Source organism: Microbacterium maritypicum (genome assembly GCF_041529975.1).
Lineage (GTDB): Bacteria > Actinomycetota > Actinomycetes > Actinomycetales > Microbacteriaceae > Microbacterium.
Map to the genome: position 1 here is coordinate 3,619,286 of NZ_CP168030.1, position 14,835 is coordinate 3,634,120.

A 14,835-nucleotide genomic window follows, 5' to 3' on the forward strand; every position below is an offset into this window, starting at 1 on the left:
GCCCTATGCTCGACGACGCACCGGGAAGCGCCCGGGAAGCCCGAGCGGAAGGAGCTGAAGACATGAACACGGTCTTTGTCGCGCTCACCGCCGACCACCTTCCCTTCGAGGCCACCCGCTCCTGACCCTGGCGTGGCCTCCTGCTCCCGGAGCCACACCTTGTCTGATCACTTCACTTCCTCATTCGACTCCCTCGAAACCGAACTCTCCTTCGCCGACGTCGATCCCGGCGAGGGGCAGCGCTGGTCCACCTGGCCCGCGATCACCCCGTCCGAGCGCGGCCCCCAGCCGTGGCCCGCGTGGGTGGTCACCTCGGCGGGCGCACTCGACACCGAACGCGGCATCCTCAAGACCGGCAAGGAGGCCGACGTGTTCCTGCTCGAACGCGCGGTGCCGGACGACCCGAGCCAGCGCACGCTGCTCGCGGCGAAGCGCTACCGCAGCGCCGAGCACCGCAGCTTCCACCGCTCGTCCGTCTACACCGAGGGCCGCAGCACCCGGAACACCCGCGACACCCGCGCCCTCGCGAGGAAGTCGGATCACGGCCGCGAGGTCGCCGCGGCGCAGTGGTCGTTCGCCGAGTTCGAGGCGCTGTGCCGGATGTGGGAGCTCGGCGCCCCCGTGCCCTACCCCGTGCAGGTCAACGGCACCGAGCTGCTGATGGAGTTCCTCGGCGATGCCGACGGCACGGCCGCGCCCCGACTCGCCCAGGTGCGCAGCGACCGCGCCGAGCTGCAGGAGTACTACGTCCAGGTGGTCGATCTCATGCGGATCTTCGCCGCGGCCGGCTTCGCCCACGGCGACCTCTCCGCGTACAACCTGCTCGTGCACGAGGGGCGGGTGCGGGTGATCGACCTGCCGCAGATCGTCGACATCATCGCGAACCCGCAGGGGCTCGATCTGCTGCACCGCGACTGCGTGAACATCTGCGACTGGTTCACCCGGCACCGCGTCGAGTGCGACGCCGAGGAGCTGTTCGCCGAGATGCTCGCCGCGTCGTACGCGTGAGCGTCGCTCGTCAAGGGTCTGGAGCGGTCGCTGCGGGCCCGAGACACTGTCGGCATGGCGGAGCACGAGCGGGACGCGGCGCACGAGCGGGACGACGGCCCGGAGCGCACCCCCGACGGCCACCACATCATCGTGAACGGACGGCGGTGGCGCGCATCCGATCCGTCGATCCCCGATGCGCTGCGCCAGGAGCTGGTCGACGAGCTGATGGCGGCCCGGCGCGCGGTGAAGGCGTCGGAGCCCGACGCCCGGCGCCGGGTGCAGGACGCCAAGAACGCACTCGGCGAACGAGGCGCCCCCTGGTGGGAGGCGCGCTCCGGCGACGCCTTCGACGAACGCATCGCCGCGGCGATCCGAGCGCTCACCCGCAAGCGGTCGGACTCCTCGATCTGCCCCAGCGACGTCGCGCGCGCGGTCGGCGGCGAGGGCTGGCGCGCGCGCATGGACGACGTCCGACGCGTCGCGGCGGAACTCGCCGCCCGCGACGAGATCGTGGTGACGCAGAAGGGCGAGCGCGTGCGCATCGACGAGACCCGCGGCCCGATCCGCATCCGGCGCGGCCCTGCGCTCTGACCCGTTCGAGGATCACGCACGATCCGGCGTGCGGCGCGCCGTCACCGGGCGTTCACCGGGGGCCGCCAGACTTCCCCCATGAGCGAACCCGAATCTCGCCAGGGCGTCCCCGAGCCCGTGGCGACCGCCAACAGCGGCGCCGTGGCCGTCGTCGGACTCGACCTGCGCGGCGAGACGCCGGCCCCCAAGAAGCAGGTGTACTCCTGGGCGCTGTGGGACTGGGCGACGCAGCCCTTCAACACCGTCATCCTCACGTTCGTGTTCACGGCGCTGTACCTCGTCGGGGAGGGATTCCTCCCCGCGGACGTGGCAGCCCTCGACAAGAACGATCAGGTGCGACTGGCCGCCGAGGCGGACCTCGCCTCCGGGCTGGGGCTGGGCTCGACCATCGCCGCGTTCGGCATCCTGCTGCTCGCTCCGGTGCTCGGCCAGCGGGCGGATGCCGCCGGGCGCCAGAAGCTCTGGCTCGGGATCGGCACCGGAGCCCTGATCCTGTGCATGCTGGGCCTGTGGTTCGTCGAACCGACGCCGAGCCTGTTCTGGCTGGGCGTCGCCCTGATCTCGGCCGCGACCGTGTTCCAGGAGATCGCCGCGGTGAACTCCAACGCGATGCTCATCGGCATCGCGAACCCGAAGAACGTCGGACGCATCTCGGGCCTCGGGTGGGGCTTCGGCTACCTCGGCGGCATCATCGCCCTCGTGATCGTGGTCGTGCTCGACACCTTCGACTGGTTCGGCATGTCGACCGACAACGGCCTCGCCTATCGACTGATCGCCGTGGGATGCGCCGTATGGGCGATCATCTTCAGCATCCCGATCTTCCTCAACGTGCCGGAGCCGTCGCTCGGCCGCCCGGAGCGCAAGGTCGGTTTCTTCGCCTCCTACCCGCTGCTGGTGAAGGACGTCGCCGGGCTGTACCGCAACGAGGAGACCCGGCCCACCTTCTGGTACCTGCTGGCGAGCGCCGTCTTCCGCGACGGGCTGGGCGGCGTGTTCGCCTTCGGAGCGATCATCGGCACGGCCGTGTTCCACTTCGAGGCGCAGGACATCATCATCTTCGGTATCGTCGCGAACCTGATCGCCGGCGTCTCCACGATCGCCGCCGGCCGGCTCGACGACCGCCTCGGCCCGAAGCGGATCATCCTCGCCTCGATCGGCTCGATGATCGTCGCCGGTCTCGCGGTCTTCTTCCTGCGGGACGCCGGGTCGATGGTCTTCTGGATCGGCGGCCTCGTCCTGTGCGCGTTCGTGGGTCCGGCGCAGGCGGCGGCACGCTCGTTCCTCGCCCGGGTCACCCCCGCCGGCCGCGAGGGCGAGATCTTCGGCCTCTACGCCACGACCGGTCGCGCCGCGAGCTGGATGGCCTCCGGCGCCTGGACGCTCCTGATCGTGCTGACGAGCCAGACTGCCTACGGCATCCTCGGCATCGTGATCGTCTTGATCGCCGGCTTCCTGCTGCTGCTCCCGGTGAAGGCGCCGCGCTGAGTCGTGCACACCCGCGGCGGGAGTAGCCTGACCGCGTGACCGTGATCCTCGCCTTCCTCGCCAACATCCTCGTCGCGGTGGCGAAGACGATCGCGGCGATCATCACCTCGTCGGCATCGATGGTCGCCGAGGCGGCGCACTCGTGGGCGGATGCCGGCAACGAGGTGTTCCTCCTCATCGCCGACCGCCGCGGCGCGAAGACCAAGGATGCGCGGCACCCCCTCGGCTACGGACGCAACGCCTTCGTGTGGTCGCTCATCGCCGCGTTCGGGATCTTCACGGCCGGATCCATCGTGTCGATCATGCACGGCATCCAGGAGCTGTCCGACACGGGCCCCGTGGAGAGCCCGATGGTGGCGTACATCGTGCTCGGCGTCTCGTTCGTGCTGGAGGGCGCGTCGTTCACACAGGCGATGGTGAGGTCCCGGCGCCTGGCCAAGGAACGCGGATCGTCGACCTGGGACTTCGTGCTGGAGACGAGCGACACGACGCTGCGGGCCGTGTTCTTCGAGGACTCCGCCGCGCTCATCGGCTTGGCGATCGCGGCCGGCGCGATCGCGATGCACCAGATCACCGGCGTGGCCGCGTGGGATGCGATCGGCTCGATCCTGGTCGGCGTGCTGCTCGGCGTCGTCGCGATCATCCTGATCCGGCGGAACATCGCGTTCCTGGTCGGCGCCACGGCGGCGCCGAAGCTGCGGGCCCGCGTCGGCACCGCTCTGCTGGGGCTGGACGACATCGAGCGCGTCACCTACCTGCACATCGAGTACGTCGGGCCGAACCGGCTGTTCATCGTGGCCGAGATCGACCTGGCCGGCGACGCCCGCGAGCACGATGTGGCCCGCCGGCTGCGCGACGTCGAACGGCGGATCGAGGCACACGAAGCCGTCGAGACCGTCGTGCTGTCGCTCTCGGTCGACGACGAGCCGTCGCTCGAGTTCGCGCGCGCCTAGGGCGCAGCCGGTTCAGCGCTGCCAGTTGTCGGCGAGCTTGTTCAGCAGCCGGGCGAGCTCGACCCGCTCGTCGTCTGTGAAGGAAGCGAGCGCGGTCGTGAGCATCTCGCGACGCTCCCCGCGCATGCCGCGGGCGAGCCTGCGACCCTCGTCGGTGAGAGCGATACGGGTGCGTCGCGCGTCGTCGGGGTCGGCCTCACGGCGCACGAAGCCGTGATCGACGGCCTGTTGCACGAGCCGTGAGGCGCGCGGCTGATCGACGCCGATCGCGATGCCGAGATCGCTGACGCTGAGCGGAGCGGATGCCGCCGCCAGCGCCTCGAGCAGGCGCATGCGAGCGGGTCCGCCGAGACGTCCCGACGGGTCGGCCATCCAGGGCGGCATGCCGGGGTGTCCGCGGTGGTGGTCGAAGTGGTCGCGGGCGTCGTCGTCATGCGGACCGCCGTGCCAGCCGTGCGGGCCGCCGTGACCCCGACCGCGCTCGGACGGGCCGCGGCCGCCGGGGCCCCGGTCGCCGGGGCGACGCCCGCGCAGGCGGGACAGCGCCTGCGCGATGGCTTCGGCGGGATCCTGCGCGGCGGGGTCGTGCGGTTCGGTGGTCACCGTTCGATTTTACATGCGACTTGACATGCATTGGGACTCCATGTCACACTACATGTACATGCACTGTGACATTCACATGCACACTGACAACTAAGGACTTCCCATGAACACCTCTGAATCACAGAACCCCGAGAACACCACCCGCCCCTTCGGCTACTGGCTGAAGGCCGCCGACCGCCTGATGGCGGCCGAGTTCGCCGCCGCCTTCGACGGCGAGCACGCCAGCCGCCGCGACTGGCGGATCCTCAACATCGTCGACGGCACCGTCACGACGGACCGCCCGCTGAACGAGCACAAGCTGCACCGACTCGTCGAGCGCGGCTGGGTCGCCCCCGAGGGCGACGGCTGGACGCTCACCGACGAGGGCCGTGCGGCGAAGGATCGCCTCGGCACCATCGTCGACGGCATCCGCGCGAAGGTGTCGAGCGCCGTCTCCGACGAGGAGATGGCCACGACGCTCGCCTCGCTCGAGAAGATCGCCCGCGCCTTCGGCTGGGACGAGGAGACCCCTCTTCCTCGCGGCCGTCGGCACGGCTTCGGCGGACCCCGCCACGGACGCGGATTCCCGCGCGGCTTCGGGCGTCCGTTCGGCCGCGGCTTCGGTCCGGACGCGGATGCCGAGCACGGCTGCCGCCACGGCGAAGCAGGTGCCGGACACCGCGGTCACGGCCGCGGGCACGGACACCCCGGGCACGGACACCCCGGGCACGGCGACCACGGTCACGACGACCGGGGCCACGGACACCCCGCCCACCGCGGACATGGTCCGCACCGTGCCGAGCGCATCGCCCAGCACGCCTTCGAGCGCGGCTTCGACGCGGGCTTCACCCGCGGTAGCGACGCCTGACCTCCACCCCCCTCTGCGAAACGCCCCACCCGACAGCCGGGTGGGGCGTTTCGCGCTATCAGGGGCGGATCAACGCACGCCGCGGCGTGCCAGCGGCACCAGCGCAGCAGCTGTGACCACGACGGCCGCCACGAGCACCGCCGCCACGAAACCGCCCGTCACCAGCACGGCGGCGATGGTGCCGAACACCGCGATGCCGAGCCCGCCGCCGAGCGCGAACCCCACCTCCTGGATCGCGCCGACCTGGCCGGCCTGATCCTCGGTCGTCACCTCGAACAGCGCCGTCGCGGCGAGGGTCGCGCCGACGCCGAACCCGAGCCCGACGAGCACGAGCGGGATCGCCACGATCGCGGGGTCGAGTGCGAGCCAGACGAGCCCGACGGCCTGCAGCATCAGCGCCAGGACGGTGAGGGCGTTCGCCGACAGCCAGCGCAGCGCCACGGGCGCCACGACACCGCCGATCGCGATCGCCACCGCCTGCGGCAGCAGGGCGATGCCCGCCTCGGACGCGCTCTGCCCGCGCGAGTCCTGCAGATGCAGGCTCACCAGCAGCACCGAGGCCGACGACACTCCGCTGCTCACGATGATGCGGATGATCGCGGGACTGAATCCCGGCACCCGGAACAGCCGCATGTCGATGAGCGGATCACGGAGTCGTCGCTGCCGGCGCACGAAGAACACCAGGCTCAGGATCGCGATCACCGCGGCGACCACCGCCGACATCGGCGCCGCGAGGGCCTCATGCAGCGCGAAGACGAGCGCACCGAGCGCGACGATCGACGACAGGATGCTGGGTAGGTCCCAGGACGGGCGCTGCGAGCTGCGCGAGTCGGGCACGAGCCACAGAGCCAGCGCCGCGGCGACCACCGCGAGCGGAACACTGCCGAGCAGCAGCCAGCGCCATCCAGGACCCTCGGCCAGCACTCCGCCGAGCACGGGCCCGAGCGCGCTGCCCGTGCCGAAGGTCGCCGTCCACAGGCCGTAGGCGAGCACGCGTTCGCGCGCCTGGAACTTGGCGCCGATCGTCGCGACCACGCCCGCGATGACGAAGGCCTCGGCGACACCGAGCAGCGCCCGCACGACGATGAGCAGCAGGCCGCTGCCGGCGAGCCCGCCGATCACGTTGAGGACGGCGAACCCGGCCAGGCCGATCAGGATGATGGTCTTGCGCCCGAACGCATCACCGATCCGCGCGGCGACGATCAGCGTCGCGGCCAACGACAGCGCGTACACATCGACCAGCCAGAGTCCCTCGGTGTCGGTCAGGTCCAGCTCGCCGCGGATCGCGGGAAGGGCGGTCGAGACGCTGCTGATCGCGAGGGCGCCGATGAGCACCCCGAGGAGGAGGGGGACCATCGCGAACCAGAGGCGAAGGGAGGAGCGAGTGCCGTCGAGAGTGGGGGTGTTGGTCACGGTCTCAGTCTGTAAAGTACAGACAGAAGCCACAAGTACGGTCATTTCTGATACGTACTGACAGTTCGGATACCAAGGGAGCCGTGCCGTGCGGGAGAAGACCGAGCGGATCATCCGCGACTGGACCGAGACCTGCGACGCCGAGGTGTCGATCGCGGTGCTCGGCGGGGCCTGGAAGCCCAGCATCCTGACCCTGCTCGGCGAGCACGAGGTGCTGCGCTTCGGCGAGCTCGGACGCCTGCTCGAGAACCCGACCGCACGCGTGCTCACCCGTCAGCTGCGGGAGCTCGAGGAAGACGGCCTCATCACCCGCACCGTGTACCGCGAGGTGCCGCCCAAGGTCGAGTACCGGCTCAGCGACCTCGGCGCGAGCTCCGGACAACTGCTCACGGAGCTGACCCGCTGGGGCACGCTCTACGCCGGTCGGCAGCGGGCCGCCAAGACAGCAGACGCGCCCGCCGCACCGGAAGCCCTGCCAGCAGCGACCTCCTGAGACTCGCACACGCCAGCCGAGACTCACCCCAGCGATCCCCGCTGTCAGATGCGGCGCGGTCCCGGTCCGTCGGTGCCGAGCGCATCCTCGGGGTTCAGCAGACGGCACGCCTTCATCGACAGGCAGCCGCAGCCGATGCATCCGGTGAGCTCGCGCCGCAGGTGCTCGAGCTGCGTGCGGCGGAGGTCGAGCTGCTCGCGCCACAGCTTCGCCACGCGCTGCCAGTCGTGCTGCGAGGGCGGCTCATCCGTCGGCAGGCTCTCGAACACCTCGTGCACGTCGGTGAGAGGGATGCCGAGGCGCTTGGCGACCACGATCAGTGAGATCCGTCGCAGCATGTGCCGACGGTAGCGGCGCTGATTTCCCGCGGTCCGCGTCGAGACGATGAGTCCGAGCTGCTCATAGAAGTGCAGGGCCGTCGCCGGCACGCCGCTGCGGCGGACGACCTCGCCGATCGGCAGCAGATCATCGGGTTCCAAGGACATCTGCACCCCCTCTTGACCTCGAGTTTACTCGAGGTATTAGCGTGACGATCGGCCGCCGAGGAACGGCGCCGCCGGGCGGATGAACGCCCGCCTCCGACGCCACGAAGGGCATCCGATGACCCAGACACCGAACCGCACGAGCACCGCAGGGAGCTGGCGCGAACTCCTCGGCAGCCGCTACGCCCCGATCGCCTCGGTGCTCGCGGGAGGCGTGCTGCTCGAGGCGAGCAACGTGTATCTCACGACCAGCCTGCTCCCCACGATCGTCGGCGACATCGGCGGCGCGGAGTTCTACGCGTGGACGATGATGACCTTCCTCCTGGCATCCGTCGTCAGCTCGATGATGGTGAGCAGGATCCTCACGCAGCAGGGCGCCGTGCGCGCCTACCTGCTCGCGCTCGGCTTGTTCGCGCTCGGCTCGCTGCTGTGCGCGGCGAGCCCGTGGATGTGGGCGCTGCTCTCCGGCCGCGCCGTGCAGGGCCTCGGCGGTGGACTGCTCGCCGGCCTCGGCTACGCGCTCATCCAGCGCGCCCTTCCCGAGCGGCTCTGGGCGCGCGGTGCGGCACTCGTCTCGGCGATGTGGGGCGTCGGCAACATCGTCGGCCCGGTCGTGGGCGGCGTGTTCGCGCAGCTGGACGCCTGGCGGGTGACGTTCGTCGGCCTCGCCGTCGTCTCCGCGCTGATCGGCATCGTCGTGGTGCGCGCACTGCCGAGGACCGCCCGAGCCCGCTCGAGCGAATCGGTGCCGTGGGGATCCCTCGTGCTCCTCTCCGGCGGCGTCGCCGCGGTGGGCATCGCGAGCGTCGTCCCCAGCGGTCTCGGCACCGGGGTCGCCATCGTGGTCGGGGTCGTACTGGGCGCATGGTTCCTGCGTCACGAGCGCCGCGGGCGCACCGGCATCCTCCCCCGGGTCACGTTCGCCCCGGGCTCCTCGCTGGGCTGGGTCTACGTCACGGTCGCCGTCCTGGCGTTCGCGATCGGCACCGAGGCGTTCATCCCGCTCTTCGGCCAGGAGATCGGCGGACTGATGCCGTTCATCGCCGGCCTGCTCGGCGCCGCCCTGTCCCTCGGCTGGTCGATCACCCAGGTGTTCACGGCGAATGCCACCGGCATCCGCTCGCGCCGCGTGCTCATCACCCTCGGTCCGGTCGTCGTCGCCATCGGTCTCGCCGCGTACGGTCTGCTCCAGCATGAGGGCCCCTCCGCCGTCGTGATCGCACTCTGGTTCGCCACCCTGTTCCTCGCCGGCGCCGGCATCGGCCTCGGATTCCCGCACCTGACCGTCGCCGCGCTCGGCAGCACGTCGGGCGAAGAGGAGGGCGCCAAGGCGGCCGCGGCTGTCAACACCGTCTTCATCATCGCGAGCGCGTTCAGCTCGGCGATGGCCGGGGTCCTCGTCAACCTCGCGATGCCGGACGTCGTGGATGCCGCCCGCCTCCTGATGCTCGTGTTCGCGGGCGTCACCGTTCTCGGAGCCTTCATCGCGCGCGGCGCGAGCTGGGGCATCGGACTCACCCGCGACGACGAGCAGCCCGCCGCTACGGCGTCCGACTGACGGAAAGGAAACCTCACCATGGAAACGAAAACCCGGGTCACCGTGATCGGCCTCGGCGAGATGGGCTCCGCGATCGCGAAGGCCCTTCTCGACCGCGGTCACTCCACGACCGTCTGGAACCGCACAGCGAGCAAGGCCGACCCGCTGGCCGCGGCCGGCGCCGAGGTCGCCCATACGGCAGCGGATGCCGTGGCGGCGAGCCCGCTCGTCATCGTCTGCCTGCTCGACAGCGGCGCGGTGGATGCGGTCGTCGGAACACTCGACGCGGCGGTGGAGGGAAAAGTCATCGTGAACGTCACCAGCGGCTCCCCCGCGCAAGCACGGAGCAACGCGGAATGGGCCCGCACGCGCGGAGCGAAGTACGTGGACGGGGGGATCCTGGGAGACCCGTCGGATGTCGGCAGACCGAACTTCTTGTTGTCGTTCAGCGGCGATCGCGACGGGTTCGATGCTCACCGCGAGGTGTGGGAAGACCTCGGCACCCTCACCTACTACGGCGAGGATGCGGGGCTCGCTGCCGTCGAGTTCCTGGCCCAGGTGGCGGTCGGCTACGAGTTCCTCCTCGGCCTGCTGCACACGTTCGCGCTCGTGAAGGCGGAGGGCGCCGACGTCGAGGGGTTCGCCGACCGCGTCGCCGGGTCGGTCGGCGGCTACGTGCCGCTGGTGCAGGCCTTCGGCACCGCCGTCGCGAGTGGGGAGTACGGGCCCGACCTCGGTTCGCTCACCGTGCAGGCCGCACTGATGGACGACCTGATCAGCCACCGCGAGTCCCTCGGCGTCGACACCCTGCGCATGCGCGAGGTCAAGCGGCTGATGGACCGCCGGATCGCGGACGGCCACGGCGACGAAGGGTTCTCGAGCCTGTTCGAGCTGCTCGGCCACGCGTGAGCGAAAGGATGCCGCGGCTCTGACACGACGTCAGGGACGCGGCATCCGCGACGCGTCGGCATGGTCGACGAGGGCGATCTCCTCACGGAGAATGCGCTCACGGCCCCAGTCTCCGAGGGGTTCGAGAGCGGCACTGAGCGCGGCACCCGCCTCAGTCAGCGAGTACTCGACGCGCGGCGGCACCTCCGCGTAGACCTGTCGACGAACCAGGCCGTCCTGCTCCATCTCACGCAGGTGCTGGGTCAGCATCTTCTCGCTCACCCCGGGCAAGCCACGGCGCAGCTGCGCGAAGCGCAGGGTGCCGTGCTCGACCAGCTCCCAGAGGATCAGGCCCTTCCATTTGCCGCTCACGACATCGAGTGCGGCGTCGATGCCGCAGACGTAGGGCCCGCATCTGACGGTGTCCGACATGATCCCTCCCCCACTTACCAAAAGGTAAGTACCGAAGTAAATAGTGGGTACTTCCCCGATCCGGGGAACCGTCTCAGTATGAGGGACGTGCTCTCGGAAGAGAAGAGCCGGATACGAGGAGACGATGGACCAGACGACGACCCCCCTGATGCGCGCCGGGGCGAAGGAGTGGCTCGGTCTCGCGGTGCTGGCTCTGCCCACGCTGCTGCTGGCACTCGACATCACCGTGCTGCACCTCGGAGTGCCGCGGTTGAGCGAAGAGCTCCAGCCGACCGCGACGCAGCTGCTCTGGATCATCGACATCTACGGGTTCATGATCGCCGGTTTCCTGGTCACAATGGGATCGCTCGGCGACCGCATCGGGCGCAGACGTCTCCTCATCCTGGGTGCGGCCGCGTTCGGGATCGCGTCCGCAGCGGCCGCGTTCTCGACGACTCCCGAGATGCTCATCGCCAGTCGTGCGGTCATGGGCATCGCCGGTGCCACGCTCATGCCGTCGACTCTCGCGCTCATCAGCAGCATGTTCCCCGATCCGCATCAGCGCGGGCTCGCGATCGGCATCTGGGCGACGATGTTCTCCGCCGGAATCGCCCTCGGCCCGATCGTGGGCGGGGCGCTGCTCGAGCACTTCTGGTGGGGCTCCGTGTTCCTCCTCGGACTGCCTGTCATGCTGCTTCTGCTGATCGCGGCCCCCCTGCTCCTTCCGGAGTACCGCGATCGCACGGCTGGGCGACCCGATCTCGCGAGCGTCGGCCTGATCATCGGCGCAATGCTCGCGCTCACGTTCGGGATCAAGGAGTCGGCTGTGCACGGCATCAGTGCGCCGGCCGCCGCGTCCGGCATCATCGGCCTGCTGCTCGGCTACCTCTTCATCCGGCGACAGGGCCGACTCACGGATCCCCTGCTCGACCTCCGGCTCTTCGCGAACCCTGCGGTGCGCGCCGGCCTCATCGCACTTCTCATCAGCACCCTCACCATCGGCGGGATCTACCTCTTCCTGACGCAGCATCTGCAGCTGGTCGCGGGGCATCCGCCGCTCCTCACCGGCCTGCTGCTGCTCCCGGGAGCCGCGGCCCTCATCCTCGCCTCCGTCCTGGCACCGATCCTCGCCCGCCGCATCCGCCCGGTGCTGATCGTCGCCGTGTCGCTCGCCGTGTCCGCTGCGGGCTTCGTGGTCCTCGCACGCGCGGCGGTGGAGGCGGACACCGTGCTCGTACTGGTCGGCTTCGCGGTCGCTTATGCCGGGATCGGTCCCGTTACGGCCCTCTCCACCGAGCTCGTGGTGGGGTCGGCGCCTCCCGAACGGGCAGGATCGGCATCGGCGCTCAGCGAGACGAGCACCGAGATCGGCGTCTCCCTCGGCATCGCCGTCATGGGCAGCATCGGAGTCGCGGTCTATCGCGCCGGCATTCCCCAGGGATCGGATGCCGAAGGGACCGCCGATGCATACGGGAGCGCGGCGGAGACGCTGGCTGCGGCGCTGCAGGCGGCGGACGCCCTCCCCGCCACCCAGGGGGACGCGCTCCGCGTACTCGCCACCGACGCCTTCTCCGCAGGATTCGAGGTGTCGGCCTGGCTGGGGGCGGTGCTGCTGATCGCGGCGAGCGCGGTGACGCTCACGGCCCTGCGTCGACCACGGATCGAGTGATCAGGCAGATACACCGGTTCCGACGCGTCTGAGCAGGTCGAGGAAGACGGCGCGCTCCTCGTCGGCCAGCGGGGCGAGGAATTGCTCCTGCACTCGGTCGACGACGGTATCGAGCCGGGCGAGCTCGGTGCGGCCCGACGCGGTGAGGGTGACGAGGTTGCGGCGGCGGTCGGACGGATGCGGCGCGCGCGCGAGCAACCCGCCCGCTTCGAGCGCGTCCAGCGCGACCGAGACGTCGCTGCGGTCGATCTCGGTCGCGCGCCCGAGGTCGGCCTGGCTGATCGGGCCCCACTCCTCGACCGCCGCAAGAAGCCGGTAGTGGTAGGCGCGGGCGCCCGCATCGGTGAACTGCTCCTGCAGGAGCGCATGGCTGCGCAACTGCGCTCGGCTGACCCACCAGGTCGCTCTGTCTTCGAGTCGTCGCATGCCCCGATGCTACTCGTTGGTGCCACCCACGATCTGTTACCGTTGGTGGAACCAACGATATGGAGAAGTCATGATCCCCTTCGGTCCTCAACTCATCGGCCAGACGGAGAAGGCGCTGAACGCCCTGCTGCAGAGCGTCCTCGTCGGCCGCGACCTCACCGAACGCGAGTGGGTCACGCTGAGACTCGCCTCGCAGTTCGACGGCACCCACGACCTCGACGGCTTCGTCGCCGAGCGGCTCCACGATCCGGATGCCGGCCGGCTCACCGCCGCTCTGCGCGACCGCGGGCTCCTCACCGACACTGCGCTCACTCCCGCGGGCAGCGCCCTGGTCGCCGAGATCGGTCAGGAGATCGCCGCCCTCACCGCACCCCTGTGGCTCGGTATCGAGGAGGAAGATGCCGACGCCGCGACCCGCGGGCTGAACGTCGTCCTCGAACGGAGCCTGACACTCCTACGCACGTCGCACGCGTAGCACCTCGGCTTCGGCCCGGTCGCCGTCGGACGTAGGCTGGATCGGTGGCGGATTCCCAGGGACGAGTATGGACAGGCGTCCTGCGCGTCGGACCGCACCGGGGCGATCACCGGGTGGCTCTCCGGGCCGCGATCAGCGTGGCGGTGCCGCTCCTCGTGCTGTGGATGCTGGGGCGCCTCGACCTGAGCATCTACGCCAGCTTCGGCGCCTTCGCCGCGCTGTACGGTCGCCACGACGTGTTCCGCGACCGCATCCGGATGCAGGCGAGCGCCGGCGGAGTCCTGCTCGCCGCGATGCTCATCGGCACCGCGCTCTCGGTCGTGTCCGCTCCCGCCGCCGTCAGCATCCTCGTGCTCGCCGCCATCGCCTCGGCCGTCACCCTGCTCGCGTACACGATGCGCTGGCACCCGCCAGGGCCGCTGTTCCCGGTGTTCGCGGTCGGCGCGTGCGCCACCATCCCCGCGACGGCAGCCTCTTTCGGCGATGTGCTCCTGGTCGGCGGCGCGAGCGTGCTGTTCGGCCTCGCCGTCAGCGCGATCATCGGCCTGTTCACGCGCGGCACGCAGGAGGCGCCGCCCCGCTCTCGGCAGCCCGTGGGACCCATCGCGTGGGAGATGGCCGCCACCGTCGCCGTCGCGATCGTGGGTGCGGGCTTCGCGGGATTCCTGATCATGGATTCGCACTGGTACTGGGCGGCGGTCGGTGCGGTCGCCGCGGTCAGCGGTCCACAGCTCAACGCCCGTGTGATCCGCGGCATCCAGCGCCTCGTCGGCACGTTGCTCGGCATCCTCGTCGCAGCGGGAGTCCTTGCGATCGATCTGCCGCCGCTCGCCGTCATCGCACTCGTGGTGCTGCTGCAGGCCGCCGCCGAGCTCTTCGTCGGCCGCAACTACGGCATCGCGATGGTGTTCATCACCCCGCTGGCCCTACTCATGGTGCACCTCGCCGCCCCCACACCGGTCGACGTGCTCCTGCAGGACCGCGCGATCGAGACCGTGATCGGCGTCGCCGTCGGAACCGTGGTCGCCGTGGCATCGGCGGCGCTCCGTCGGCGGCAGACGAAGGCCTGAGGCGGCGTCAGACCAGCAGCGCGAGGACGGACTGCGGCACGACGGCTCCGCCCGCGAAGGGCAGCCCGACCGTGTTCAGCAGCACCACGATCACGACGATCGCGGCGACGAGCAGCAGGAACAGGAACGCGAAGATCACGGCCACGAACCCGCCGTAGCCGCCGGACGTCGGAACCTCGGGCGCGACCGACGGCTGCGCCCAGTCCTCGGCCACCGCGGCCGGCGCCTCGCCGTCGAGGATGCGGGGCGTCGGGCGTACCCGGTCGGAGCGACGCAGCGGGTCCGGCGGAGGCGGCGGGATCACGACATCCGCATCGGGGATGTCCGCTGACGGCGGCGGCGTGAGCAGGCCCTCGGGGATCGGGATCTCGGGCGGGGGCGGCGGGATGACGGCTTCGGCGGGCGGGATCAGCGCCTCCTCGGGGGCCAGTGCCTCCTCGGGGAGCGCCGTCTCCTCGGGGGTGACCGGCTGTTCCGGGGTGCTGCCGCTGCCGTCCGTCAT

The 14,835-nt window shown here is 70.5% G+C and carries 17 protein-coding genes; 11 read left to right on the forward strand and 6 right to left on the reverse strand.

Going from position 1 to position 14,835, the window contains the following annotated elements:
* The first annotated feature begins 159 nt into the window (after positions 1-159).
* The 4 genes from ACCO44_RS17530 (at position 160) to ACCO44_RS17545 (ending at position 4,019) form a co-directional block, all read left to right on the forward strand.
* Positions 160-1,008, forward strand: coding sequence for a serine protein kinase RIO (locus tag ACCO44_RS17530; protein WP_372467595.1), 849 nt, complete (start codon positions 160-162; stop codon positions 1,006-1,008).
* A 54-nt stretch (positions 1,009-1,062) separates the two neighbouring features.
* The gene (locus tag ACCO44_RS17535) at positions 1,063-1,581 is read left to right on the forward strand and encodes a DUF3253 domain-containing protein (protein WP_262001807.1); all 519 of its coding nucleotides are present in this window, start codon (positions 1,063-1,065) and stop codon (positions 1,579-1,581) included.
* 78 nt (positions 1,582-1,659) lie between these two features.
* Positions 1,660-3,066, forward strand: a complete 1,407-nt coding sequence (locus ACCO44_RS17540) for an MFS transporter (protein WP_372467596.1) — start codon at positions 1,660-1,662, stop codon at positions 3,064-3,066.
* 35 nt (positions 3,067-3,101) lie between these two features.
* Positions 3,102-4,019: a cation diffusion facilitator family transporter gene (locus ACCO44_RS17545; protein ID WP_372467598.1), complete on the forward strand. Its 918-nt coding sequence runs from the start codon at positions 3,102-3,104 to the stop codon at positions 4,017-4,019.
* Between the two features lie 12 nt (positions 4,020-4,031).
* Here the strand turns inward: ACCO44_RS17545 and ACCO44_RS17550 are convergent, their stop codons facing one another.
* A complete protein-coding gene (locus ACCO44_RS17550) occupies positions 4,032-4,622 on the reverse strand; it encodes a MarR family winged helix-turn-helix transcriptional regulator (RefSeq protein ID WP_258134220.1) in 591 nt (196 codons plus the stop codon).
* Between the two features lie 103 nt (positions 4,623-4,725).
* On the opposite strand from ACCO44_RS17550, the gene ACCO44_RS17555 reads away from it, so the two are divergent.
* Positions 4,726-5,469, forward strand: a complete 744-nt coding sequence (locus ACCO44_RS17555) for a hypothetical protein (RefSeq protein WP_372467600.1) — start codon at positions 4,726-4,728, stop codon at positions 5,467-5,469.
* Between the two features lie 69 nt (positions 5,470-5,538).
* Here ACCO44_RS17555 and ACCO44_RS17560 read toward each other — a convergent pair whose 3' ends face one another.
* Positions 5,539-6,882 carry an MFS transporter gene (locus ACCO44_RS17560; protein ID WP_372467601.1) on the reverse strand — a complete coding sequence of 448 codons (1,344 nt, stop codon included), beginning with the start codon at positions 6,880-6,882 and terminating at the stop codon, positions 5,539-5,541.
* Positions 6,883-6,970: 88 nt separating this feature from the next.
* Here ACCO44_RS17560 and ACCO44_RS17565 point away from each other — a divergent pair, with 88 nt between their 5' ends.
* Positions 6,971-7,375: a winged helix-turn-helix transcriptional regulator gene (locus tag ACCO44_RS17565; protein ID WP_372467602.1), complete on the forward strand. Its 405-nt coding sequence runs from the start codon at positions 6,971-6,973 to the stop codon at positions 7,373-7,375.
* A 44-nt stretch (positions 7,376-7,419) separates the two neighbouring features.
* Here the strand turns inward: ACCO44_RS17565 and soxR are convergent, their stop codons facing one another.
* Positions 7,420-7,860, reverse strand: coding sequence for a redox-sensitive transcriptional activator SoxR (gene soxR, locus ACCO44_RS17570; protein WP_091031975.1), 441 nt, complete (start codon positions 7,858-7,860; stop codon positions 7,420-7,422).
* Between the two features lie 115 nt (positions 7,861-7,975).
* Here soxR and ACCO44_RS17575 point away from each other — a divergent pair, with 115 nt between their 5' ends.
* Together ACCO44_RS17575 and ACCO44_RS17580 are read left to right on the forward strand one after the other, a co-directional pair.
* Entirely contained in the window at positions 7,976-9,415 is a 1,440-nt protein-coding gene (locus tag ACCO44_RS17575) for an MFS transporter (RefSeq protein WP_372467603.1), read from the forward strand.
* A gap of 18 nt (positions 9,416-9,433) precedes the next feature.
* On the forward strand, positions 9,434-10,303 hold the full coding sequence (locus tag ACCO44_RS17580; RefSeq protein ID WP_372467604.1) for an NAD(P)-dependent oxidoreductase: 870 nt from the start codon (positions 9,434-9,436) through the stop codon (positions 10,301-10,303).
* 30 nt (positions 10,304-10,333) lie between these two features.
* Here ACCO44_RS17580 and ACCO44_RS17585 read toward each other — a convergent pair whose 3' ends face one another.
* Complete coding sequence (locus ACCO44_RS17585; protein WP_372467605.1) at positions 10,334-10,714, reverse strand: winged helix-turn-helix transcriptional regulator; 381 nt, start codon at positions 10,712-10,714, stop codon at positions 10,334-10,336.
* A gap of 124 nt (positions 10,715-10,838) precedes the next feature.
* On the opposite strand from ACCO44_RS17585, the gene ACCO44_RS17590 reads away from it, so the two are divergent.
* Entirely contained in the window at positions 10,839-12,362 is a 1,524-nt protein-coding gene (locus ACCO44_RS17590) for an MFS transporter (protein WP_372467606.1), read from the forward strand.
* Here ACCO44_RS17590 and ACCO44_RS17595 read toward each other — a convergent pair whose 3' ends face one another.
* Positions 12,363-12,788 carry a MarR family winged helix-turn-helix transcriptional regulator gene (locus ACCO44_RS17595; protein ID WP_372467607.1) on the reverse strand — a complete coding sequence of 142 codons (426 nt, stop codon included), beginning with the start codon at positions 12,786-12,788 and terminating at the stop codon, positions 12,363-12,365.
* A 70-nt stretch (positions 12,789-12,858) separates the two neighbouring features.
* Between ACCO44_RS17595 and ACCO44_RS17600 the strand changes: the two genes are divergently transcribed.
* Both ACCO44_RS17600 and ACCO44_RS17605 read left to right on the forward strand, forming a co-directional pair.
* Positions 12,859-13,263: a hypothetical protein gene (locus ACCO44_RS17600; protein WP_372467609.1), complete on the forward strand. Its 405-nt coding sequence runs from the start codon at positions 12,859-12,861 to the stop codon at positions 13,261-13,263.
* Between the two features lie 44 nt (positions 13,264-13,307).
* Positions 13,308-14,333 (forward strand): FUSC family protein, encoded by a 1,026-nt coding sequence (locus tag ACCO44_RS17605; protein WP_372467610.1) that lies wholly within the window; start codon positions 13,308-13,310, stop codon positions 14,331-14,333.
* A 7-nt stretch (positions 14,334-14,340) separates the two neighbouring features.
* Here the strand turns inward: ACCO44_RS17605 and ACCO44_RS17610 are convergent, their stop codons facing one another.
* Complete coding sequence (locus tag ACCO44_RS17610) at positions 14,341-14,835, reverse strand: hypothetical protein (RefSeq protein WP_372467611.1); 495 nt, start codon at positions 14,833-14,835, stop codon at positions 14,341-14,343.

What these genes read in the sequence shown, in the direction of transcription:
- ACCO44_RS17535 (WP_262001807.1), top strand. Translation starts at nt 1,063, where the DNA reads ATGGCGGAGCACGAGCGGGACGCGGCGCACGAGCGGGACGACGGCCCG.
- ACCO44_RS17585 (WP_372467605.1), bottom strand. Translation starts at nt 10,714, where the DNA reads ATGTCGGACACCGTCAGATGCGGGCCCTACGTCTGCGGCATCGACGCC.
- ACCO44_RS17555 (WP_372467600.1), top strand. Translation starts at nt 4,726, where the DNA reads ATGAACACCTCTGAATCACAGAACCCCGAGAACACCACCCGCCCCTTC.
- ACCO44_RS17575 (WP_372467603.1), top strand. Translation starts at nt 7,976, where the DNA reads ATGACCCAGACACCGAACCGCACGAGCACCGCAGGGAGCTGGCGCGAA.
- ACCO44_RS17610 (WP_372467611.1), bottom strand. Translation starts at nt 14,835, where the DNA reads ATGACGGACGGCAGCGGCAGCACCCCGGAACAGCCGGTCACCCCCGAG.
- soxR (WP_091031975.1), bottom strand. Translation starts at nt 7,860, where the DNA reads ATGTCCTTGGAACCCGATGATCTGCTGCCGATCGGCGAGGTCGTCCGC.
- ACCO44_RS17580 (WP_372467604.1), top strand. Translation starts at nt 9,434, where the DNA reads ATGGAAACGAAAACCCGGGTCACCGTGATCGGCCTCGGCGAGATGGGC.
- ACCO44_RS17595 (WP_372467607.1), bottom strand. Translation starts at nt 12,788, where the DNA reads ATGCGACGACTCGAAGACAGAGCGACCTGGTGGGTCAGCCGAGCGCAG.
- ACCO44_RS17590 (WP_372467606.1), top strand. Translation starts at nt 10,839, where the DNA reads ATGGACCAGACGACGACCCCCCTGATGCGCGCCGGGGCGAAGGAGTGG.
- ACCO44_RS17540 (WP_372467596.1), top strand. Translation starts at nt 1,660, where the DNA reads ATGAGCGAACCCGAATCTCGCCAGGGCGTCCCCGAGCCCGTGGCGACC.
- ACCO44_RS17600 (WP_372467609.1), top strand. Translation starts at nt 12,859, where the DNA reads ATGATCCCCTTCGGTCCTCAACTCATCGGCCAGACGGAGAAGGCGCTG.